General features: G+C 33.5%; 24 protein-coding genes and 1 pseudogene. 24 read left to right on the top strand and 1 reads right to left on the bottom strand.

Annotated features, from left to right (window positions below; translation table 11 throughout):
• Positions 1-6 precede the first annotated feature (6 nt).
• Genes pknB through rpe form a run of 3 tightly spaced genes read left to right on the top strand, consistent with a single transcriptional unit; the run spans position 7 to position 3,460 of the window.
• The gene (gene pknB, locus AC1EJ5_RS02215) at positions 7-1,938 is read left to right on the top strand and encodes a Stk1 family PASTA domain-containing Ser/Thr kinase (RefSeq protein WP_223420594.1); all 1,932 of its coding nucleotides are present in this window, start codon (positions 7-9) and stop codon (positions 1,936-1,938) included.
• Positions 1,938-2,807 carry a ribosome small subunit-dependent GTPase A gene (gene rsgA, locus AC1EJ5_RS02220; protein WP_223420593.1) on the top strand — a complete coding sequence of 290 codons (870 nt, stop codon included), beginning with the start codon at positions 1,938-1,940 and terminating at the stop codon, positions 2,805-2,807. The genes pknB and rsgA overlap by 1 nt, the downstream gene beginning before the upstream one ends.
• Positions 2,801-3,460 (top strand): ribulose-phosphate 3-epimerase, encoded by a 660-nt coding sequence (gene rpe, locus AC1EJ5_RS02225; protein WP_223420592.1) that lies wholly within the window; start codon positions 2,801-2,803, stop codon positions 3,458-3,460. Before rsgA ends, rpe begins: the two co-directional genes overlap by 7 nt.
• Before the next feature lie 115 nt (positions 3,461-3,575).
• On the opposite strand, the gene rpmB is transcribed toward rpe, so the two are convergent.
• Complete coding sequence (rpmB, locus tag AC1EJ5_RS02230) at positions 3,576-3,764, bottom strand: 50S ribosomal protein L28 (RefSeq protein ID WP_209773937.1); 189 nt, start codon at positions 3,762-3,764, stop codon at positions 3,576-3,578.
• Between the two features lie 137 nt (positions 3,765-3,901).
• Between rpmB and murB the strand changes: the two genes are divergently transcribed.
• From murB to AC1EJ5_RS02335, 21 genes and pseudogenes are all read left to right on the top strand, one after another.
• Positions 3,902-4,804, top strand: coding sequence for a UDP-N-acetylmuramate dehydrogenase (gene murB, locus AC1EJ5_RS02235; protein ID WP_223420591.1), 903 nt, complete (start codon positions 3,902-3,904; stop codon positions 4,802-4,804).
• Positions 4,805-5,653: an RNase adapter RapZ gene (rapZ, locus tag AC1EJ5_RS02240; RefSeq protein WP_479814291.1), complete on the top strand. Its 849-nt coding sequence runs from the start codon at positions 4,805-4,807 to the stop codon at positions 5,651-5,653.
• A 1-nt stretch (position 5,654) separates the two neighbouring features.
• A complete protein-coding gene (locus AC1EJ5_RS02245; protein WP_479814293.1) occupies positions 5,655-6,371 on the top strand; it encodes a tyrosine-protein phosphatase in 717 nt (238 codons plus the stop codon).
• Between the two features lies 1 nt (position 6,372).
• A complete protein-coding gene (gene whiA / locus AC1EJ5_RS02250) occupies positions 6,373-7,275 on the top strand; it encodes a DNA-binding protein WhiA (RefSeq protein WP_479814295.1) in 903 nt (300 codons plus the stop codon).
• A gap of 28 nt (positions 7,276-7,303) precedes the next feature.
• Positions 7,304-10,750, top strand: a complete 3,447-nt coding sequence (locus tag AC1EJ5_RS02255) for a DNA polymerase III subunit alpha (RefSeq protein ID WP_479814297.1) — start codon at positions 7,304-7,306, stop codon at positions 10,748-10,750.
• A 9-nt stretch (positions 10,751-10,759) separates the two neighbouring features.
• Positions 10,760-11,719, top strand: coding sequence for a 6-phosphofructokinase (gene pfkA / locus AC1EJ5_RS02260; RefSeq protein ID WP_223420586.1), 960 nt, complete (start codon positions 10,760-10,762; stop codon positions 11,717-11,719).
• Between the two features lie 8 nt (positions 11,720-11,727).
• Positions 11,728-13,500 carry a pyruvate kinase gene (gene pyk, locus AC1EJ5_RS02265; protein ID WP_479814299.1) on the top strand — a complete coding sequence of 591 codons (1,773 nt, stop codon included), beginning with the start codon at positions 11,728-11,730 and terminating at the stop codon, positions 13,498-13,500.
• Entirely contained in the window at positions 13,500-15,023 is a 1,524-nt protein-coding gene (gene rlmD, locus AC1EJ5_RS02270) for a 23S rRNA (uracil(1939)-C(5))-methyltransferase RlmD (RefSeq protein WP_479814301.1), read from the top strand. Before pyk ends, rlmD begins: the two co-directional genes overlap by 1 nt.
• A gap of 19 nt (positions 15,024-15,042) precedes the next feature.
• Positions 15,043-15,282 carry a CD1845 family protein gene (locus AC1EJ5_RS02275; protein WP_479814303.1) on the top strand — a complete coding sequence of 80 codons (240 nt, stop codon included), beginning with the start codon at positions 15,043-15,045 and terminating at the stop codon, positions 15,280-15,282.
• 19 nt (positions 15,283-15,301) lie between these two features.
• The gene (locus AC1EJ5_RS02280) at positions 15,302-15,691 is read left to right on the top strand and encodes a bleomycin resistance protein (RefSeq protein ID WP_479814305.1); all 390 of its coding nucleotides are present in this window, start codon (positions 15,302-15,304) and stop codon (positions 15,689-15,691) included.
• 532 nt (positions 15,692-16,223) lie between these two features.
• Positions 16,224-16,427: a PLD nuclease N-terminal domain-containing protein gene (locus tag AC1EJ5_RS02285; protein ID WP_479814307.1), complete on the top strand. Its 204-nt coding sequence runs from the start codon at positions 16,224-16,226 to the stop codon at positions 16,425-16,427.
• Positions 16,427-17,341, top strand: coding sequence for an ABC transporter ATP-binding protein (locus AC1EJ5_RS02290; protein ID WP_479814309.1), 915 nt, complete (start codon positions 16,427-16,429; stop codon positions 17,339-17,341). Before AC1EJ5_RS02285 ends, AC1EJ5_RS02290 begins: the two co-directional genes overlap by 1 nt.
• Complete coding sequence (locus tag AC1EJ5_RS02295; RefSeq protein ID WP_479814311.1) at positions 17,338-18,105, top strand: ABC transporter permease; 768 nt, start codon at positions 17,338-17,340, stop codon at positions 18,103-18,105. Before AC1EJ5_RS02290 ends, AC1EJ5_RS02295 begins: the two co-directional genes overlap by 4 nt.
• A gap of 13 nt (positions 18,106-18,118) precedes the next feature.
• The gene (locus tag AC1EJ5_RS02300; RefSeq protein WP_479814313.1) at positions 18,119-19,222 is read left to right on the top strand and encodes a helix-turn-helix domain-containing protein; all 1,104 of its coding nucleotides are present in this window, start codon (positions 18,119-18,121) and stop codon (positions 19,220-19,222) included.
• Between the two features lie 248 nt (positions 19,223-19,470).
• Entirely contained in the window at positions 19,471-19,641 is a 171-nt protein-coding gene (locus AC1EJ5_RS02305; RefSeq protein ID WP_479814315.1) for a hypothetical protein, read from the top strand.
• A 187-nt stretch (positions 19,642-19,828) separates the two neighbouring features.
• Entirely contained in the window at positions 19,829-20,155 is a 327-nt protein-coding gene (locus AC1EJ5_RS02310; RefSeq protein WP_479814316.1) for a hypothetical protein, read from the top strand.
• 5 nt (positions 20,156-20,160) lie between these two features.
• A complete protein-coding gene (locus AC1EJ5_RS02315; RefSeq protein WP_479814318.1) occupies positions 20,161-20,352 on the top strand; it encodes a helix-turn-helix transcriptional regulator in 192 nt (63 codons plus the stop codon).
• Between the two features lie 155 nt (positions 20,353-20,507).
• Entirely contained in the window at positions 20,508-20,798 is a 291-nt protein-coding gene (locus AC1EJ5_RS02320) for a DUF3847 domain-containing protein (RefSeq protein WP_479814320.1), read from the top strand.
• A 333-nt stretch (positions 20,799-21,131) separates the two neighbouring features.
• Entirely contained in the window at positions 21,132-22,766 is a 1,635-nt protein-coding gene (mobQ, locus tag AC1EJ5_RS02325) for a MobQ family relaxase (protein ID WP_479814322.1), read from the top strand.
• A 73-nt stretch (positions 22,767-22,839) separates the two neighbouring features.
• Entirely contained in the window at positions 22,840-23,013 is a 174-nt protein-coding gene (locus AC1EJ5_RS02330) for a hypothetical protein (protein ID WP_169043308.1), read from the top strand.
• Between the two features lie 183 nt (positions 23,014-23,196).
• Positions 23,197-23,272 (top strand): annotated as a pseudogene (locus AC1EJ5_RS02335) (PcfB family protein); the annotation flags it as partial.

The raw sequence follows: 23,272 nt of genomic DNA on the forward strand, positions 1-23,272 counted from the left end.
GGTATTATGGATAAAATAATTTTAGACAGTAGATATGAGATTATAAAAGAAATAGGCGTAGGGGGTATGGCCAAGGTTTACAAGGCCAAAGATAGACTTCTTGATAGGTACGTTGCCATCAAGATTTTAAAAGACCAATACGCTGAAGATGATGAATTTTCTAAGAAATTTAATAACGAAGCCCAATCAGCTGCTAAGCTTTCCCATATTAATATTGTAAATGTTTATGATATAGGCAAGGATATGCTAAATGGCAAGCTAATACAATATATAGTTATGGAATACGTTGAGGGCGAGACTTTAAAAGATTTGATTGACCGTGAAAAGGTCCTTGAAAATCACGATATTATCGATTATTCAACCCAAATCGCCCAAGCTCTCAAGTCAGCTCATGATTCGGGCATTGTTCATAGGGATATCAAACCACAAAATATTTTGATTGATAAGTATGGTTTGTGTAAGGTAACTGATTTTGGTATAGCAAGGGTGTCATCAAACGCGACTATAACCTATACTAGCTCAATTTTAGGAACAGTACATTATATTTCCCCAGAACAAGCAAAGGGTAAGATTGTAGACTTAAAATCTGACCTTTATTCCTTGGGTGCTGTCATGTATGAAATGGCGACAGGTAGGGTGCCTTTCGATGCGGATAATTCTGTAGGAATTGCAGTTATGCATATACAAGATGATCCAATTCCTCCAAGGGAGATAAATCCAAATCTATCTAAGCATTTAAACTACATAATTATGAAGCTTTTAAAGAAAGACCCAACTGAGAGGTTTCAAAATGCAAGCGAGCTTATTGAGGCCCTTGATGACGAATCTCTAGTTAAGGGTGAGGATACTTTTGAAGATACAGCAAGAATTCCGATTGTAGTTCCAAAAAAAGAATCCTACCAAGAGCCTATTGAAGAAGATAGGGAAGCAGTTTATGTATCAACTGGTGAGGAAAAGAATAAAAAGAAAAAGAAAAAAACTTCTATAAAAATTTGGCCACTGGCCCTTCTTGCCTTTATCTTAGTTGCAGCTGTGTATTTCTTTAGTTCAAGAAATTCTACAGATGAAATAGAAGTGCCAACAGTTGTAAACCTAACAGAAGAACAAGCTGTTGAACAACTTGAAAAACGTGGTTTTAGGGCAAATATAGCAAGAAATGCCGAAAGCGATGAATATGAGAAAGGCAAGGTCATGAGTCAAGACCCTGATGCATCCACAAGGGCAAAGAAGGGAACTATTGTAAACCTTGTTATATCATCTGGTAGGGAAATAAGTGTTCCTGAGCTTAAAAATATGAACCTAAGCCAGGCAGAAGAAACCTTAAAAGACCTTGGACTTAAGATAGGTACAACATCTACAGATTATTCAAATACTGTTGATAAAGATTTGGTAATTAGGCAGGAACCAGCATCTGGTGCCAAAGTTCAATCAGGAACTGAAATAAATCTTGTGATTTCAGTTGGAAAAGAAGATACAACAGAGATAATAAAGGTTGGAAACTATGTTGGTATGTCTGAGAAGGATGCTATAGCAACTGCAAGAAATAATCACTTAAGAGTAAGAAATGTTGACTATCAATATTCATCAAGTATTGACAAGGGCCATGTCATTAGCCAATCAATTGGTGCAGAAACAGAGGTTGCAGAAAATTCAGCAATAGATTTTGTAATAAGCCTTGGGGAAGAAGAAAAGAAATCAAGTCCTAATAGGGAAGTTGAAATTAGGTTAAATGTTGCAACTGATAAGGAAAACTTCAATGTCAAAATCTATAAGGTTGATAATAAGGGCAATAGGAGTGACCTACTTTACAATGATTACCATACAGCAAGTGACTTAAACGAGAACGGAGTCCTAGTTCTTAAATTTATGTCTATGTCTGGAACAAGCGTTGAAGTCCTAGTTGATGATGAGTCTTACGGAGTATACCAGGTTAATTAATGATTGGAAAAATAATTAAAAGTCAAAAAGAATTATATTATGTAGACACTAAGGACAATGTTTATATGGCCAAGGCCAGGGGGAATTTTAGGGTAAAGGACAAAAAGCCTTTGGTAGGAGACAATGTTGAAATAGAGGTCTTAGAAGATTCTAAGGCTTATATTACAAGATTACTTGCTAGGAAAAATGAAATCAAAAGACCCAATATAGCAAATATTGACCAGCTTTTGGTTTTTGTAACTATAAACGATCCACCCCTTAACCTTTATAATCTTGATAAGTACTTAGCCATGTGTGAATATTTAAATATTTGTGTGACTATTATGCTTACAAAAATAGACCTGGCTTCTAAAGAAAAAATAGAAGAACTGGCTAATATTTATAAAAATATTGGCTATGAAGTAATTTTAATTGATAATTACAAGGATTTTCCAAAAGAAAAAATCAGAGAAATCTTAAAGGGCAAAACTTCTGCAGTTTCAGGAGCGTCTGGTGTTGGCAAATCAACCTTTTTATCAAACTTAATTGATAAGGAAATTGAAATTGGAGATATAAGCCAAAAATCAAAGAGGGGAAAGAATACCACTCGCCACACAGAAATTTTTAAACTCGGTGAGGATACTTTTATTTTCGATACTCCGGGCTTTGATTCCTTTGACTTTGATTTTTTGGAAGATGAAAATGACCTTAAAAACACCTTTGTGGAATTAAGGGATAGGGCCTGCAAATTTAAGGATTGCAACCACATCAACGAGCCATCTTGCAGGGTCAAAGAAGATCTAGAAGAGGGAAAAATTTCCCAGTCACGTTATAAAAATTATTTACAGTTATTTGAAGAATTAAAACAAAGGAGACTTAACAAATGGTAAAATTATCCCCATCATTACTTTCAGCAAATTTTGCAAACCTACAAGACGATTTAGATAAGACCAAGGGTTTGGGCATAGAAATGCTCCATATAGATGTTATGGATGGGATTTTTGTGCCAAATATTTCCTTTGCCTTTAAGGTGATTTCTGACATTAGGGGTAAGAATGATTATTTCTTTGATACCCACCTAATGATTGAAGAGCCAATTAGGTATATAGATGACTTTAAAAAAGCGGGTTCAGATAGGATTACTGTTCATTATGAAGCCTGCAAAGATCTCAGAAAGACCCTTAAAGCTATAAAAGACTCTGGAATGGAAGTTGGTCTTACAGCCAAACCAGAAACAGATCCAAAATTACTTTTAGAATATTTTGATCTAATCGATTTGATTTTGGTAATGAGTGTAAGACCTGGTTTTGGTGGGCAGAAATTTATGCCAGAGACCAAGGCCACAATGACTCTTTACAGAAAATATATTGATGAAAATGGCTTAGATATTAAAATCCAAGTTGATGGCGGCATTAAAACAACCAATGTAAGGGAAGTTTTAGACCTGGGTGTGGATGAGATTGTATCAGGCTCTGATATTTTCGGAAAAGATATAGGTGGTCAGATACAAGCCTATCATGAAATTTTTAAAGAATACGAATAAAAAGAAAAAGCTGGTAATGAGGATTTCTCATCTACCAGCTTATTTTTTTCTAAATTAAAAAACTGACCACAGGGCCAGTTTAAAAATTTTTAATTTAGTACTAAACTAAAAAAGCTTAAGCTTTTTCTACTTTTCCACTTTTAATACATTTTGTACAAGCGTTAATAGTTTTTGGAGTGCCATCAACAATAGCTTTTATTTTGTGCACGTTTGCTTTAAAAGTTCTGTTAATTTGTCTATGTGAGAATGTTACAGACTTACCTGAAGCTGTACCTTTGCCACATATATCGCATGCTCTTGCCATATTTACACCTCCTCCTTATTCATCTTTATTATTCTACCAAAGTTTTATGAAAATTACAAATTTTTAGTCAATATTTTTAAGAGAGTTTTCATCCCAAAATGGTATAGTATATAAGAAATAGATAAAAAGGAGAAATTATGGACTACAAATCTCTTTATAATAACAAAAAATTCGGTCAAATAGACTTTAACAAAGACTTAAAAACATATACAACTTTTGGTATAGGCGGTCCGGCAGATGTACTTGCAAGGCCAACTACCATAGAAGAATTAGAAGAACTTTTAAAATTTAATTACAAAAACAAGATAGAAACTTTTGTCATGGGCAAGGGATCAAATCTTTTGGTATCCGATAAGGGTATCAGGGGATGTGTTATTATCCTTAGTGATAATTTTGACAAAGTAGATATTGATGGCGACTATCTCACAGCACTTTCTGGTACATCTTTAAATGAGGCTAGTCTTGCAGCGATAGAGGCAGGTCTTGCTGGCATGGAAGAAATTTCCGGTATACCAGGTTCAGTTGGCGGAGCTGTGGCTATGAATGCTGGTGCCTATGGTGGGGAGATCAAGGACGTAGCTGTAGAAATTAAGGCCTTTGATTTTGAAGGAAATCTTCATACATTTAAAAACGAAGAAATGAATTTTTCTTACAGACATTCAAGAATTTTTGATGATAATCTTATAGTGGTTAGTGCTAAGTTTAAACTAGAAAAAGGCGATAAAGATTTGATTAGAGAAAGATATGAGGATTTTACAAACAGGCGTCAAACCAAACAACCACTTGATAAAAAGTCAGCTGGCTCAACTTTCAAAAGACCAACGGGATCTTATGCATCAAAATTAATTGACGAATGCGGCCTTAGAGGTTTTAGGGAAGGCGACTGTCAAGTTAGTGAAAAACACTGCGGCTTTATTATAAATAGGGAGGCTGCTACTTGTGAGGATATGCTAAAATTCATAAACCATGTTTCAGATATTGTAAGGGAGAAAACAGGCTTTGTTTTAGAGCGTGAGGTAAAATTAGTCGGAGAATTATAGATGAAATTAAAGATAATTACAGGTCTTTCTGGCTCAGGCAAGACAACAGCCCTAAGGGCCTATGAAGATTTAGGATACTATGCTATGGATAATGCTCCAGCCTATTTGGTGGAAAAATTCATAGAACTAAATAAATACCAAAAAAATCCAATAGAAAAAATGGCTGTTGTTATAGATTTTAGGTCATTTTCAGTAGACAATGATATTTATAAATCTATAAAAAGTCTAAAAAAAGCCAATGAAGACACTGAAATAATCTTTATCTATTCTAGTGATGAAATTATCCAAAAAAGATATAACGAGCTAAGAAGGCCACATCCATTAGGAGAATACGGCAATGTTTCAGATGGGCTTGAAAAGGAAAAGAAATTACTTAAGCCAATCAGAGATATTTCTGATAAGTTAATAGATACTACAAATTACAAAATTGCTGAACTAAGACAAGTCATAGAGTCAAGTAGCAATAAAACTAATAATATGATAATAAACCTCATATCTTTTGGTTATAAGTACGGCGTGAGTGCTGACTTTGACTTTGTTTTTGATATGAGATTTATTCCAAATCCCTTCTATGTGCCTGAACTTAAAAAATTAAACGGCACAGACGAAAAATTAGCAGCCTACCTTAGCCAATTTGATATTATAGAGGAATTTGAAGATAGGGTATATGGCCTTATAAAGAGACTCCTACCCGCCTATGCTAAAGAGGGGAAGAATATCATTACCATTGCTTTTGGATGCACTGGTGGCCAACACAGGTCGGTTTACATGGTAGAAAAAATGTATGAGAAGATGAAAGATGACGATTATATACTAATTAAAAAACATAGAGAAAAGGATAAGTGGTAAGATGAGATATTTAAAAAGATTAGACCTAGAACATATAAAAAACGCCAGAGACCTGGGAGGAGTGCCAACTCTTGATAATAGGTCAACAAAGTGGCACGAATATTTCAGGGCAGCAAGCCTTGACGATGTAGAAGATGTTGATATAAATGATTTAAAAGATTTGAATGTTTCAACAATTATTGACCTAAGAAGGGAAAATGAGATTGACTTTGAATCTGATACCCACAAAAAAATCAAGGAAAATTTTGACTATCACCATATTTCCCTAGCTCCAGATAAGGAATTTAGGAAGGAAGAAATCGATAAAATTATTTCTGGACAAATTACTGTTGGCCAGTCTTATAGGAATTTAATTGACCACTACCCAGCTGTTAAAGAGATTGTAAGTGTCCTTGCTAATGCAGAAGGATCTGCTCTTTACCATTGCCAAGAAGGCAAGGATAGGACTGGTATTGTTTCAATGATTATAATGGGTCTTGCAGATGTGCCTAGGGGAGATATTATAGCTGACTACGAGACATCTTCAGCCCATCTTGGCTATATAGAAAATTATGGTGAAGACGAACCTTTTTCAATATTTAGGATTACAGACCCATATTACATGAAAGAAGCTTATGACTATGTTATAAAAAAATATGGCAGCTTTGAAGCATATCTTCTTCATGCGGGCGTGGATTCTGAGGATATTGAAAAATTAAGGAGAAGGATTAGGGACTAATATGAGTTTTTCCCAAAGATGCAAGAAGGAACTCTTAAAAAAAGAACCAATAGACCTTGAAGGTGAATTGATCTCTCTAGCCCACTTTATAGGGTCAATTAGGATTTCTTCGGCTGGTTTTAATGTGATTTTTAAAACCGACGCCAATCAAGAAGCCAGGTACATTTATAAATTAATCTCAGATTTATATGGCTATTCTCCAACCTTTGAAATCCAGGACAACCCTGATAAAAAAAATAAAAGAGACTATGTGGTTATAATTGAAGATGCCGATGTATCTGATAAATTAATTAGTTTAAGAAACCAAAGTTTTTTAGAAAATTATTCTAATATCGAGGACGTAAGTCTAAATCAAATCAAAGGCTTTTTGAAGATTGCCTTTATTTTTAGGGGGTCGGTAAATGATCCTCAGAGGGGCTACAACCTTGAAATTGTTGGTAAAAATATGGAAGAGGCAAGGATAATTAAAGATTCTATGGATGCCTTTAACCTAAATGCCAAAGTCAGCCAAAGGCTTGATTACAATATAATTTATCTTAAGGATTCTGATAAGATTTCAGACTTTTTGGTGGTTATCGGCGCCATGCAGTCACTTTTTGAGTTGGAAAATGTGAGGGCAATGAAGTCTATCAGGAATGATGTCAATAGGGTAAATAACTTTGACAATGCCAACATCGATAGGACTGTAAAAGCCGCAAGAGCCCAGCTAGACGCTATAAATAAAATTATAGACGAGGGAAGGTTTGACGAGGTCGATGACTTAAGCCAAAAAATAGGAAAACTTCGTCTTGAAAATCCTTATTTATCCCTAGATGAACTAGGCGAGATGCTAAATCCACCTCTAAGTAAAGCCAAGATTAACTATAGACTGCAAAAGTTTATTAAATTAGCAAAAGATTTGTGAGAGCAAGTCTTTTTTTAAAGGAGCTACTATGACTACAAAATTTACCCACCTCCACCTCCATACAGAATATTCTCTTCTTGATGGTTTTACAAGGATAGATGAACTTTTGGATAGGTGTCAAGAACTCGGAATGGATTCTGTTGCCATCACAGACCATGGCCAGATGTATGGGGTCATAGAATTTTATAAACAAGCACAAAAACGTGGTATAAAGCCTATTATTGGTTGTGAGGTCTATGTTTCAGAAAGAGACCATAAGATAAAAGACCCAACTAATAGGAGGTACTACCACCTAATTTTGCTTGCAGAAAATAATACTGGCTATAAAAACCTAGTTAAAATTGTATCTGAAGCCTATGTTAATGGTTTTTATTACAAGCCAAGGGTGTCCTTTGATTATATAAAAAATCACACAGAAGGCCTAATTGCTCTTTCTGCCTGCTTAAATGGTGAAGTTAATCAAAGGATTTTGGAAGGGGACATGAAGGCTGCAGAAGAAACTGCCTTAAAATATGAAAATGCTTTTGGAAAGGGATCATATTTTCTTGAAATCCAAGACCATGGCATGGCTGAGCAAAAAAAGGTCAACCAAGGTGTGGCCTATCTTCATAGGAAACTAGGCATAGAAATGGTGGCAACTAACGATGTCCACTACATAAACAAGGAAGATTCCTATTATCAGGATGTCCTCTTGTGCATCCAAACTGGTTCATTGATTAAAGATGAAAATAGGATGAAGATGCCAAATAGGGAATTTTACCTAAAAGATCCTGAAACTATGGCAACAATTTTCAAAGATTACGAAAGAGCAATCGAAAATACTGGGAAAATCGCAGAGCGTTGCAATGTTGAGATTAAATTCCACCAACCCCACCTTCCTTACTACACAAAAGTCCCAGAAGGCCTTACAAATTTAGATTATTTGAAATTATTAGTAAACGAAGGCATTTCTGAGAAATATGAAACAGTCACAGATGAGATAGTGGAAAGAGCCAAAATGGAAATTGACGTAATAAATTCCATGGGTTATGTTGATTATTTCTTGATTGTTTGGGACTTTGTGAATTATTCTAGAAAAAACGACATAGCGGTGGGACCAGGCAGGGGTTCTGCGGCGGGTTCTCTTGTTTCCTATGCCCTTGATATTACCCAGATTGACCCTTTGAAATACAATCTTATTTTTGAGAGGTTTTTAAATCCTGAAAGGGTATCCATGCCCGATATTGATATAGACTTTGACTACGTCCTAAGGGATAAGGTAGTTGAATATGTAAATGACCTCTATGGCAGGGACCACGTTTCGCAAATTGTAACCTTTGGTAGGATGCAGGCAAGAAACGCCATTAGGGATGTTGGTAGGGTTCTTGATATTGCCTATGGAAAGGTTGATACAATTGCTAAGCAAATACCAGCTACAATCGGCATGACTATCGACAAAGCTTTGGCAGAATCAGATGCTTTTAGGGCTTCTTACGAAAAAGACGCTGAGGGGAAAAGACTTATTGATACAGCCAAAAAACTTGAAGCCCTACCACGCCACACCTCAATCCATGCTGCAGGTGTAGTTATTTCTAAAGACCCACTCACAGACATAATTCCCCTTGCCCTATCAAATGACCAGGTGGTAAGCCAGTTTGATATGACAGAGATTGAGGAATTGGGACTTTTGAAGATGGACTTTTTGGGTCTAAGAAACCTCACAGTTATCAAGGATACCATCAAGGACATCAAGAAAAATTACGGCGTAGATGTCGATATAAGAAAAATTGACGTAAATGATGTGAACGTTATAAAACAATTTAACCAGGCTAAGACTATTGGACTATTTCAGTTTGAGTCAGCGGGGATGAGGGCCTTTTTAAAAAATCTTAAACCAACAGTTTTCGATGATCTAATTGCGGCAAACTCACTTTTTAGGCCAGGTCCTATGGATGAAATACCAAAATATATCCACAACAAAAACAACCCAGAAGATGTCACCTTTTTAGACGAAAAGTTAAAGCCAATCCTGGGTGTGACTTATGGAATAATCGTCTACCAAGAACAGGTAATGCAAATAGTTCAACAGCTTGCTGGTTATTCACTTGGCGAAGCAGACAATTTAAGGCGTGCCATGTCTAAAAAGAAAATGGCAGTCATGGAAGAAAATAGGGATATTTTTATAAATGGTAAGGTCGATGAAGATGGCCAAGTTATAATTCCAGGTGCAGTCAGAAATGGTGTAAATAGGGAAGCTGCAAATACTATCTATGATGAAATGATTTCCTTTGCTAAATACGCCTTCAACAAATCCCACTCTGCGGCATATTCACTTGTGGCAGTCCAAACTGCATATCTAAAACACTATTATCCAGAAGAATATATGGCAAATCTGATTTCTTCTGTAATGGATCAGACAGGCAAGCTCTATACCTATGTATCAGAGACTAAAAGACTTGGCATAGAAGTCCTTGCACCAGATATAAATAAGTCTACTGGCACTTTTGAAGTAGAAGATAAAAAAATTATCTTCGGCCTATCGGGAATTAAAAATGTTGGTCTTAACCTAATTGAAGCCATTGTCAAGGCAAGGCAAGAGGGCGGCGCCTTTACGAATTTTAAAAATTTCCTAGAAAGAGTTGAAGATACTGACTCTAGGGCCTTAAATAAAAAGGGAATAGAATCCCTAATCAAGGCCGGAGCCTTTGACAGTCTTGGCTATACCAGGTCGTCACTCATGGCGATTTTTGAAAAGGCTATAAGTACAGTTCACGATAATAATAAGATCAATGTCACCGGCCAGATGAACCTCCTAGACATGGGAGAAAAACAAGAAGAAACTGATATAGATATGCCAGATATTGACGAATATCCTAAAAAAGTTAAGCTTAAACTAGAAAAGGAAGTCCTTGGTTTTTATATCTCTGAACATCCTTTATCAGAAAGAAGCCTAGCCTTATCAAATATTGTGAATTTTACAACAAATTATAGGGAAGAAGTCGGAGAGGAAAATATTGCAAGGCTTGACGGTAATTTTGTCACCATGGCGGGGATTATTAATAATAAAAAAGAGCTCACAACAAAAAAACGTGATTTGATGGCTTTTGCATCCCTTGAAGATATGTATGGAAATATTGAAATGGTCATCTTTCCTAAGACTTATAGCCAGTATAGAAATCTAATCGATGATGATAATATTGTGATTGTTAAAGGAAGATTGCAAAGTGATGAAAGTGACGTAAAATTATTAGCGTCAGAATTTATTGACATAGAAAAGTCAAATCTTAAAACTTTATATCTAAAAATGCAATATAAAGAGTATAATGATGTCAAAGGGTTAATTTTGTCAAATTTCGGCAAAAACCCTGTAAAGATTTATTTTGAAGATAAGAAAAAGTTAGTTGGCCTTGATTCGAAATTATGGGTTGATATCAATGATTCTACTATAAAATTATTTGAAGATAGGCTTGGCAAAGAAAATGTTAAGACAAAATGAGGAGAGATAATGAAAACAATAGGTATACTTACTAGCGGTGGCGACGCTCCGGGCATGAACTCTGCCATTAGAGGTGCTGTTAGAACCGCAATAAATAAATCTATGAGAATTAAGGGCGTCAGAAATGGATACGATGGTCTTATGAAGGGTGATATTTATGAAATGAATATTTCTTCTGTAGCAGACATCATCCACAAGGGTGGTACTATCCTTGGTACTGCAAGAAGTCTTGAATTCGAAACACCAGAAGGTCAAAAAAGAGGGGCAGAAATCCTTGCTGACTATGGTATAGAAGGGCTAATTGTAGTTGGTGGTGACGGATCATTCAAGGGAGCTAAGGCTCTTTCAGATTTAGGAATCAAAACCATCGGCATTCCTGGTACTATAGATAATGACATGGGTTATACAGACTACACTATAGGATTTTTTACAGCTATAGAAACTGTAGCAGATGCCATAGGTAAATTAAGAGATACATCAAGCTCTCACGGTAGGGCTGTTGTTATAGAGGTAATGGGCCGTCATTGCGGAGATCTTGCTTTATATTCAGGTCTTGCTGGTGGTGCCGAATCCATTATCGTGCCTGAGCATAAGTTTTCAATTAATGAAATAATTGCCAAGATGGAACATGGTAGGAAAAGAGGAAAACTCCACCACTTAATTACACTTGCTGAAGGCGTTGGTGATCCATATGCTCTTGCAAATGAACTTGAAGAAAAAACTGGTATCGAAACAAAGGTAACAGTTTTAGGCCACGTTCAAAGAGGTGGCTCACCTTCTGCAGTAGATAGACTTCTAGGCTCAGCAATGGGCGCTAGGGCTGTTGAATTATTATCAGAAGAGAAAACAGGCCTTGCTATAGGTTATGTAAATGGTCAAATTATAGAAGTAAGTATAGACGAAGCTACATCTGTTAAGTCAGTTTTCGATGAGAGTTTATATGATCTAGCAAATAGCTTATCAAGATAGGAGAAAAAATGCAACCAGAAATTTTAAAGAAAACCAAAATTGTTTGTACAATTGGACCATCAAGTGAAAAACCAGAAGTTCTTGAACAACTTATCAAAAACGGAATGAACGTTGCAAGACTTAACTTTTCACACGGTACACATGAAGAACACTTAGAAAAAATCAAAACAATCAGAAGACTAAGAAGAAAGCTAAACAAACCAATAGCAATCATGTTAGATACAAAGGGACCAGAAATTAGAACTGGTAACTACAATGTAAAGGAAATCTTCCTTAAACCAGACGACATCTTTACCCTAACAACAAGAGACGTTATGGGAACCCAAGATATAGTTTCTGTTTCCCACAAGGGATTACCACAAGACGTTAAAGTTGGTAGTGAAATCTACATAGATGATGGTCTTGTTCAACTTGAAGTAATTGAAATTAAAGATGGCACAGACGTAGTTTGTAGAGTTCAAAACAATGGTGTACTTTCAAACCATAAGGGAGTTAACCTTCCTGGATCAAAAACCAACCTACCATCAATCACACCTAAGGATGTTGATGACATTAAGTTTGGTATCGAAAACGGTATCGACCTTATAGCTGCTTCATTCGTTCGTAAAAAAGAAGACGTTTATGATATAAGAAAGGTCCTAGAAGACCACGGCGGAGAAGATATCAAAATCATATCTAAGATTGAATCTCAAGAAGGTGTTGACAATATCGAAGAAATCATTGAAGCATCTGACGGAATCATGGTAGCAAGGGGAGACTTAGGTATAGAAATTAAAACTGAGCTAATCCCAGGAGTTCAAAAGGACATTATCAGAAGATGTAATGCTGCTGCAAAACCAGTTATTACTGCTACTCAAATGCTTGACTCTATGATTAGAAACCCAAGACCTACAAGGGCAGAGACAACAGACGTTGCTAACGCTATTATCGATGGTACTGACTGTGTTATGCTTTCAGGTGAAACAGCAGGTGGTAAATACCCAGTAGAAGCTGTTAAAACAATGAGAGACATCTGTATAACAACAGAATTATCAGATGACTTCATAGAAAAAGTATACAACACAAAGGTAGAATCTAGAAGAAATACAACCAACTCAATAGCAAGATCTACTTGTCAAATAGCAAGAGAACTAGACGCAAGAGCAATAATTTCATGTACATCAAGCGGTAATACATCAAGAGTAATATCTAAATTTAGACCAAGAACAAATATAATTGCCGCAACTACAACAGACATAGTCGCTAGACAACTATCAGTAGTTTGGGGTGTTTACCCACTAGTAATTAAAGAAGCCCACGAAACAGATGAGCTAATCGAAAGAGCAATAGTTGGCGGTCTTTCTGAAGGCTACCTAGAAGAAGGCGACCTAACAGTTGTAACAGCTGGTGTTCCACTAGGAGTAAGCGGATCTTCAAACCTAATCAAAGTTCATGTAATCGGTGATATCATCACATCAGGTACAGGTATAGGTGCAAAATCTGTTTCAGGTAAGGTTGTAATCGGTTCAACTAAAAAAGAACTTGAAAGCAAATTTGAAGAGGGCGACATAATCGTAGCCAAATTTACAGATTCTGACATAACAGAATTTATAGAAAAAGCTTCAGCTATAGTTACAGAAACTGGCGGACTAACAAGCCATACAGCAGTAGCAGCTGTACACTTTGGCATCCCTGCAGTAGTAGGAGCTGTAAGTGCTCAAAGCCTAGTTCAAGATGGTCAAATCATAACAGTAGACCCAATAGGCGGAGTAATCTACAACGGAGAAACAAAAGTAATCTAATGAAATACCAAGATATCTATATAAGAGATATCCTAATAGATGGGAGGGGAGTCGGAGAAACTCCTGATAAGGTTGCTTTTATCGAAGACGCAGTCTACGGCGAAGTCTGCGACATTGAAGTCATAGAAGAAAAGAAAAATTTCTACAATGCAAAAAAGATAAAAACAATTAAAGAAAGCCCAGTTAAAACACAAGCTCCATGTCCATATTTTTATGAATGTGGAGCTTGTACTATTATGGATATAGAATATCAAACACAACTAAAAATAAAAAAGAATCTCATTTTACAAGCCATAGCCAAATCCACTTCCTATAAACTGGAAGATATTGAAATAATCCCATCAAAAGAGCTAAGATATAGGAATAAAATTAGGCTTCAAGTAGAAAAAGACGGACGTCTTGCCTATAACAAGTCTTACTCAAATGATCTAGTCTACATAAAAGATTGTCTCTTAGCAAGAGAAGAAATTAGCAAAAATCTAGACAAAATAGAAGAAATCACAAAAGATATTTCAGAAAAATTCCCAGGTACAATTAAGGAAATCACCATAAGAACCACTGGCGAAAATGTGATGATAAACCTTGATTTAGGAGAGAATAAAGAGCCATTATCCTATATCAAAGAAAAATACTCAAATAGTACATTCTTTATAAATATAGTAGGAAAAGAAAATATAAATATTTCAGGTAAGGAACATTTGGAATATAGGATTTTTGACAAAACCTTCAGGATAAGTGCCAATGACTTTTACCAAGTAAATGACTTTCAAATAGAAAATCTTTACGGGGAAGCAAAAAAACTTCTAGGGCCAGGCAAAAAAGTCCTAGACCTCTACTGCGGGTCAGCCACATCATCGATAGCAATCAACGGCGATAGGCTTGTAGGCGTAGAAATAAACAAAAATGCCATCCAAGATGCAAAAATAAACGCAGAATTAAGCGACCTAAAAGACTTTAAATTCATAGCCAAAAACGCCAAATATATAGACGAAAAATTTATAAAAAAAGAAAAAATCGACAGCCTAATAGTAGATCCACCAAGGGCAGGACTCGATAAAGACCTAATAAAAACAATAGGCAAAAGTGGCCTAAAAGAAATAATCTACATCTCCTGCAACCCACAAACCCTAGCAAGAGATATAAGTAGGTTTGAAAAATTAGGCTATAAACTAGAAAAAATTAAGGCTGTAGATATGTTCCCGCAGACAATGCATGTGGAGACCATAGCACTTTTGTCCAAACTTGATGTCGATAAGCATATAAATATTGAAATTGAGCTGGATGAGCTTGATTTGACAAGTGCTGAAAGTAAGGCAACATATGCTCAAATCAAAGAATATGTTTGGAATAAATTTGAATTAAAAGTTTCGACATTATATATTGCACAGATAAAAAAGAAATGTGGAATAGAATTACGAGAACATTACAACAAGTCTAAAAAGGAGAAACAAATTATTCCACAGTGTACACCTGAAAAAGAAGAAGCTATCATGGATGCCTTGAGACACTTCAAAATGATTTAATAGAAAAGAATGACAGCATATGACTTTCTACATTTATGACATTCCTACTTGGTATTGGAACGGCTTTGTTGTATATCATTATGGTGTTCTGCTTATTTTGGGCGTTAGCTTCTTTTATTCAAGAGAAGTCGGAATAGGTATTTATGGCTTTGTTAATGGTTTCCTATTTAGTCCTTACGGGCTTCCGATGGTAGGAGTAACTGTGATAGCGTTTATTGAATTGATAAATGATAAAATTAAAGCGGTTTGGATAAATTAGTATTTGTCAAGGAGGGAATATGGATTTTAGTAGGATGATTCCTGAATTATCAGTTTTTGATATTAATCTGACTAAGAAATTTTATAGTGAATTAGGATTTAAAATTGAATATGAACGTGTTGAAGATAAATTCGTTTTCATGTCTTTTCAAGAAAGTCAGTTTATGTTCGAACAAATTCATGATGATGGTTGGAATATAGGTGAGCTAGTATATCCTTTAGGAAGAGGAATAAATTTTTCAATAGCTGTCGATGATATTGAAGAACTGTATCAATTAGTGAATAATTTGAATATAGAATTATACAGAGATCTAACCAGAAACATATATAAAGTTAATGAAATAGAAGAAATGCAAATAGAGTTTTTAATTCAAGATCCCAATGGGTATTTGTTAAGATTTACAAATTAACAAATACCAGTTTGTCGAGCTAAATAAAACTAAATACTAAAGATACAAGACGATAGAAATTAAATACTATATCGTCTTTTTTTGTACTCAAAACTTGGATGTTATTATGATAAGTATAAAAAGTCTATATTAGAGCAAATAAAAAGCTTTAAGACAGACGATAAAACTAAATCAAACAAGAAAGACCATAGCAAAGGTGCAGAGAGATAAATATCGTTAGTCTCCGGATTGCCTTTATTTGTTTGTCATATGTAAATAGATTGTATAATGATGTTATATGTGGAGATTGTAGTATTGATGTATAGATAATAAGATAACAGATTATAAAAGTATTGGAATCAATGTTTTATGGGGGTTACAAGAACTCTTATAAGTATTTTTTTATTTAAGAAACATATTAAATGGATTTCAACAATAAATACTTAAGAAAAGTTTACTTGTAGTTGATAAAAATAGGATAAGTTAATTAATAGTTTCTTGAAGGTTGATTAAGTAAAATGATATGATATATATAAATAAAGGGGGGTTAAAAATGCCAGATATTATTAGAGAATACTTGCCGATACTTATACCTATTATTATTTTAGAAATTGCACTTATGATTTATTCATTAAATCATGTTTTAAAACACGATAGATATAAATTTGGAAGCAGAACTATGTGGATTTTAATAGTTGTTTTTATTCAAATTATTGGACCTATCTTATACTTAACAATAGGTAGGGAGGACGAATAATGGACGCACTAAAAATTGGAAATCTTCATAAATCCTTTGGGAAAAATACGATTATTAATGGATTATCCATGTCGATTCCTGAAAATACAATCTTTGGGTTTTTAGGCAAAAATGGTGCTGGAAAAACTACGACAATGAAAATGATTTTAGGATTTTTGAAAAAGGATGAAGGTTCCATTGAAGTCTTTGGAGAAGAAGTAAGCTTTGGTCAGTCAAAAACTAATCGATTTATAGGGTATCTTCCAGATGTTCCTGAATTTTACGGTTATATGACAGCAAAGGAATATCTGAATCTATGTGGGGCTATAACTGGTCTTAGCAAAAATGAAATTAAAAACAAGAGTGTGGAACTTTTAGAATTGGTGGGATTAAGAGATGTCAATAAAAGAATTAGTGGCTATTCTAGAGGTATGAAACAGCGCTTGGGTATTGCCCAAGCCTTGTTAAATAGCCCCAAATTATTGATATGTGATGAACCAACTTCCGCCCTTGATCCGCTTGGAAGAAAAGAGATATTGGACATTATATTAAAGATAAAAGACTCTACGACTGTTATTTTTTCAACACATATTTTATCGGATGTTGAAGCAATCTGTGATCATGTTGTGGTGCTTGATAAAGGGAAAAATGTACTAGAAGGCTCGATAGATGAACTAAAAAATATAAAGAGGAAAAACACAATTAAAATCAGATTTAAGTCTGACAAAGAACTAAAGGCATTTAAGTCATTAGATAAATTTTCAAATATGTTAATAAATGAAAAAGGAGATAATTTATATTTAACAGACGAAGACTATCAACTAAAAGATATTGATATTTTATATGAGCTATATAAGTTAAACATATTTCCTATAGAAATAAAAATAGAAGAACCTACATTAGAAAATATTTTTATGGAGGTGACGAAAGCATGAGGATATTTTTATCTCTATTAAAGAAAGAAGCTATTGAAGGTGCAAGGACTAAAAAAATGATTTCTACCTTTATCCTGTTCTTGTTCATCGGGTTAATAAGTCCTTTGACAGCAAAATTAACTCCCATGATACTTCAATCCATAGCTACAGGAAATATAGATATTAACGTAGCACCACCATCAGAAATTGACTCTTGGACACAATTCTTTAAAAACATTAGTCAAATAGGTATGTTTGGATTAGCAATTATATTAAGCACTCAAATGGCGAATGAATTCCAAAAGGGAACCTTGATTAATTTATTATCTAAGGGACTGCCAAGGTATCAAGTCGTGCTATCGAAGATTTTTTATAATTTTATTTTGTGGTTTATTGCTTACTTTTGCTCATTTATACTCACTTATTTCTACACAAAGTACTTTTTCGGGATTTCATTTCCTGTAAGAAATATACTTATGGCGGCCTTACTTCCTTTTATATTTGGCTTATTTTTAATATCGTTAGAGATATTAGCTGGAGTGATTTCAGGAAATGTTATAGGAACATTAATATTAACGACCGCTGGGATTGTGATTCAACTTATATTATCTATTCGAGATGAAATTGTTAAATACATGCCTATTGCATTGATAGGAAAGCCTGTGAACCTTATAAAAGGAATAGGATATGATGACTATTATGTACCGATTATTACGGGCAGTATTTTGCTTATACTGTGTATCGTAATTTCGATTGCTGTAATAAACAAAAAGCAAATCAGTTAGGAGGTAAAATATCATGCTAAAAATTGGAGAAAATATTCTTCAGAAGCGAAAAGAAAGAGGCATAACTCAGGAAGAATTAGCAGAATTTATGATGGTAACAAAGGCTTCCGTATCAAAATGGGAGACAGGTCAAAGCTATCCAGATATTTTACTTCTACCAAAACTTGCCACTTTTTTTAATATAAGTGTGGATGAATTAATAGGATATGATCCAGATTTATCTTCAGCTCAAATACAAAAATTTTATATAGACTTAGAGAATCGTGTTCCTGATGCAGGTATGGATAGTATCGTAGAAGATATAAAAATTAAAATTAAACAATACTATTCTTGCTTTGATCTCCTATACTATATGTCTTTGTTTATTTTGAACCATTGTGATTTAGCAACTGACACTACAAAGAAAGAGGAATATCTCGAATACGCAAATAATATATTAAAGAGAGTGTGTGAGGATTCGAAAGATTCTATACTTAAAGATAAATCACTGAGCTTGAGGGCAGCCTGCTTAATTAGTTTAGGAAAATCAGAAGAAGCATTAAATATTTTGCCATCTTCGGATATGCTATCTATATCAAAAGATTGTTTAGTTGCTTCAGCTTATATAAAAACAAAGAAGGAAAATGAAGTAGATCAAAAACTACAAATAATGATTTATAAGAACGTAACTGATTTAATCACTCTTCTTATGATGAAGAGCAGTTTGCATGATAAGGATTGGGTCGAAACATTGGAGAGAGTAGAGGATTTATTAGAAACTTTTAATCTTATTGAAATAAATATTTCTATAGTTTTAAATTTCTATTTATCCTTGGCAACGCACTATATTGAAGATAATAATCTCAAACTTGCTAGTCAATATGTAGAAAAATTACTCAATCTATTAATAAAGAGCAAGGAAAAATCCTTTAAGATAAGTGGCGATGAGTATTTTAATCAAATAGATGATTGGCTTGATGAAAATCTATTGTTATCTACGAATCCAAATAGAAGTGACGATATGATTGTTCGCTTTTATATAGATGCAATAGAGAATAATGAGAGTTTTAAAAGAATTATTTCTGAAGGAAAGATAAAGTTCTTAGTTGATAAGGTTAAGGAGACTTACTCTCTATAATTAAATAATACAATCAGATAAAAGGTTGTAATTTTGTTTGTCCATTCCTAAGTAATAGACTTTTACTTAAGTTTACACAACTTTAACAAACTGTCAATTTTTCATGAAAATTTAGAGTTGATCTAATAGGAGAATTTTTGGTAATATGAAGAATGGTTGAAAATATATGAATACTTGTAGTATCCTTATCATGAATATATCAAAAGTTAGGAGTTAGAAATGATAAGATAAAATCTTGGAGGAATAAAATGGACAAAAAGAACTTATGGCTTATATTGTCAATTATCGCATTTATTACACTTATATTATCAATATACATGTCATATAAAACGGGAAAAACTGAATATGCATGGATAATCGGTTCTATGCTTTTTGGTATAGGGTGTGGAAGTAGATATAATAACGAGAAAAAGAAATAAAGGAAGATTGCAATAGAGAAAGTCATTGAGTTTGAATTAAAAACGATTAGAGATAGCAGAAATGTTATCTCTTTTTTATTACAAGAAAGGATACAAGTGATTCTATCTATGATGGTAGAGGATTTACAGGTATATAAACTTAATACCATAATTTAATGTCAAAAGTATTTGACATAAGGAGGTCAATATGAATTTTATAAAATTTATTGAATCACATCAAATATTTGGTATAGGTTTATTATGGTTATTTCTGGTTGCTTCACTAGTATGTACCTTAATTATGATAGTAACCTTAATTAAAAAAGGAGATGAAATAAAGGGATATGTTGTAAGAAAATCTGGATTAACAGCATTAGTGGTAGGGATAATATTCCTAATTTTAAACATAATTTGGAACATTTTCTTTGAGCAAAATTCTAGTATAGGATTTGAAGATAATCCGATAATTTATGTCGGTATAATATCAATAGCCTTTAATATTTCCTATCTAATTAATATGAGGAAGTATAGGTAAGGCAAATGAAAAATCACATCAAAGAATTTAGAACCGATAAAGGATTGTTGCAACAAGAATTAGCAGATATATGCGGGGTCACTAGACAAACTGTTAATGCCATTGAAAACAATAAGTACGATCCAAATCTTGAACTTGCTTTTAAATTAGCAACTGCTCTTGAGACCACTGTAGATGAATTATTCATTTATGAATAGAAATATTGAATCAAATTTTTTTAAAGTGCCTATGATTTTAGGCACTTTTTCTATATCCGTTTTTAGGAGATGATAATATAATATTTTTAATAGTTAAACTTTGAAAGGGATAGCAGAAATGTTATCTCTTTTTTATATTAAGAAAGGAGTTTTGCATGAAAAAATTAGAGCAAATAAGACAAGAGTCAAAAGAAATAAAAGATAAAATTGATGATACAGAAGAAAGACTAAGGCAACTAAAAAATCAAGAAAAAAAGATATTGAAACAAGACATAGTAAAAAGAAGAAAAGAAAGAACTCATAGACTAATAACAAGAGGAGCAATCTTAGAAAGCCTTATAGAAAATTCAGAAGAACTAACAGATGAAGAAATAAAAATCCTAATAGAAGAAGCAACAAATACAAAAGAATTTAAAGAAACAATAAAAATAATGAGAGAAAATTAGGAAAAATAAAATAATTAAATCTCCCTTAGATTTTCTAAGGGCGCAATTATACACCCTAAAGGGTGCTTGCGTCCTGCGGAGACAAACCCTTGCAGGGAGCAACAACCATTCGCTTTTTAAAAGTCAAGGGTAAATAAACTCGCTAAGGCTCGCCCTTGACTTTTAAAATTTGAAATGAACAAAACAATTAAGCCGACATACTGAAACAACAAAAATTAATTCAGTAGTCGGCTTTTTCTATTCTATCATTTCAAAACGCTCATTCACAAAGTGGCTATAAAAAATCTATTAAGCCTCCACCTAAAACAACAAAAAAGAAAGGAAGTGATAAAAATGGCAGACAGTTTTCATTTTTCAGTAAACATAATATCAAGAGGAAAAGGCAAAAGTGCAGTAGCAAGTGCAGCATATATAAGTGGAGAAAAAATAAAAAATGAATGGGACGGAGTAACCCATGACTATACAAGAAAAGAAAAAGTATTAGCAAAAAATATAATATTGCCTGATCATATACCAAAAGAATTTAATGATAGGTCTACCTTATGGAATAAAGTAGAAATGGCAGAAAAAAATTCTAATGCACAACTAGCAAGACAATTCATAATAGGACTACCAAAAGAATTAACTTTAAGTGAAAATAAAAACCTGGTTGAAAGATTTATAAAAGAAAATTTAACATCACAAGGAATGATAGTAGATTATGCAATTCATGATGAGAGCCGAGATAAAAATGGAAATATCCATTGTCATATCATGACCATAATGCGACCCATAAACGAAAAAGGAGAGTTCTTAGCAAAGTCAAAAAAAGAATATATCCTAGATGAAAAAGGAGAAAAGATTTTAAACAAAAATGGAAAACCAAAGACAAGAAAAGTAGAACTAACAACCTGGAACGATAAAGGTAATGTAGAAAAATGGAGAGAAAATTTTTCAGACCTTTGCAATGAATATCTAGCAAAAAACAAGATAGAAAAAAGAGTAGACCATAGGAGTTTTAAAAGACAAGGCATAAAACAAATACCAACAATACATCTAGGAGCAAGTGCTAGTGCAATGGAAAGAAAAGGAATAAGAACAGAAAAAGGAGATATAAATCGTGAAATAAAAAAACAGAATGAACTATTAAAAAACATAGGCAATGAAATAAAGAAAATAACATCATGGTTAGCAGGCTTTAAAGATAAGCTAAAAGAATCATATAGGGAATATAAAGACCAAAGTAAAAAGCAAATTGAAAATGAATCAGGACTCTTTAACCTCTATGAATATTTAAGCTTCTATCAAGAAATGCAAGAAAATAATAGAGCTGAATTATCATTTTATGGTAAAAGAAACAAGGCAATCTATGATCTAAAAAGATATGCAAGTGGAATAAATTATCTAAGAGAAAATAAAATAAAAACCATATCAGACCTACAAGGACATATAAATAACCTAAGAAGTAAAAACTCTGAAATATATAAGACCATAAAAGAAAACAGTCAAAAGATAGAAGACCTCAATAAGTGTTTAGCCTATGCAAAGACCGTAAGAAAAACAAAAGCAACCTACCAAGACTATGAAAGCAAGAAAATATTCAAAGAAAGCTTCTACAAGAATAATCAAAAGGAAATAGATCAACATATAAGGGCAAGAAACTTAATTGAAAAAATCAGCGGAAAGAAAAATTTAAGAGAGAAAGAATGGTTAGGAGAAATTAAAAACTTAGAAGATGAAATCAGTAAATTAAATACAGAGTCAGAAAAGATAAGGGAAAGATACAAGGAAATAAATCATATCAAATATGCAGTAGAAGTAGTTAATAAAGAATATGGTATCGACCTATCAATAGAAATTGACAAGGCGATTAAGAGAGGAGAGAAAGAAAGTATCTTAGAAAAGATAAAAGAGTATAAGAAAGATAGTGAAAGCTTTAATAAAAAAAGACAATCAACCAAAGATTATTACAAAAATCAAGAAAGATAAGACCTGGTAAAAATATCTTATCCAAGCTATAATATGACCAAGAAAATAAAGGCAGATCTAGGAGGTAATAGAGATGAATAAAAGGCAAGAGCTAATAGATGAACTCATAAAAGCAAATGAAGATGGAACATACAAAACCTACAAAAGCACAGAAGAAATAAAAGCGATGAACAATGAAGAAATACAGATTATATATTCCAACATGAAAAACTATCTATCAGACAAAAGGACACACACAAACTACTAAAGGTGGAAAGGTACTTTAAGCTATTTAAAAGTATAAAAGGTATAAAGACCTAAGAAATATATAAAAACATCAAAATAAAGCATTCCACCACCAAGAACAATAAAATAAAAACAATCAAAGGGAAGTATAGAAAAATTAAAGCCTATACTTCCCTTTTTTTAATTCAAACAAAGGAGAGAAAACATGATAAACGAAGAAATAAGCAAAGAAGCAGGGCAAGCAGCACAAACCATAATATCATACACAATAAAGGCAGCAA

Source organism: Anaerococcus sp. C0059F3, from assembly GCF_056590475.1.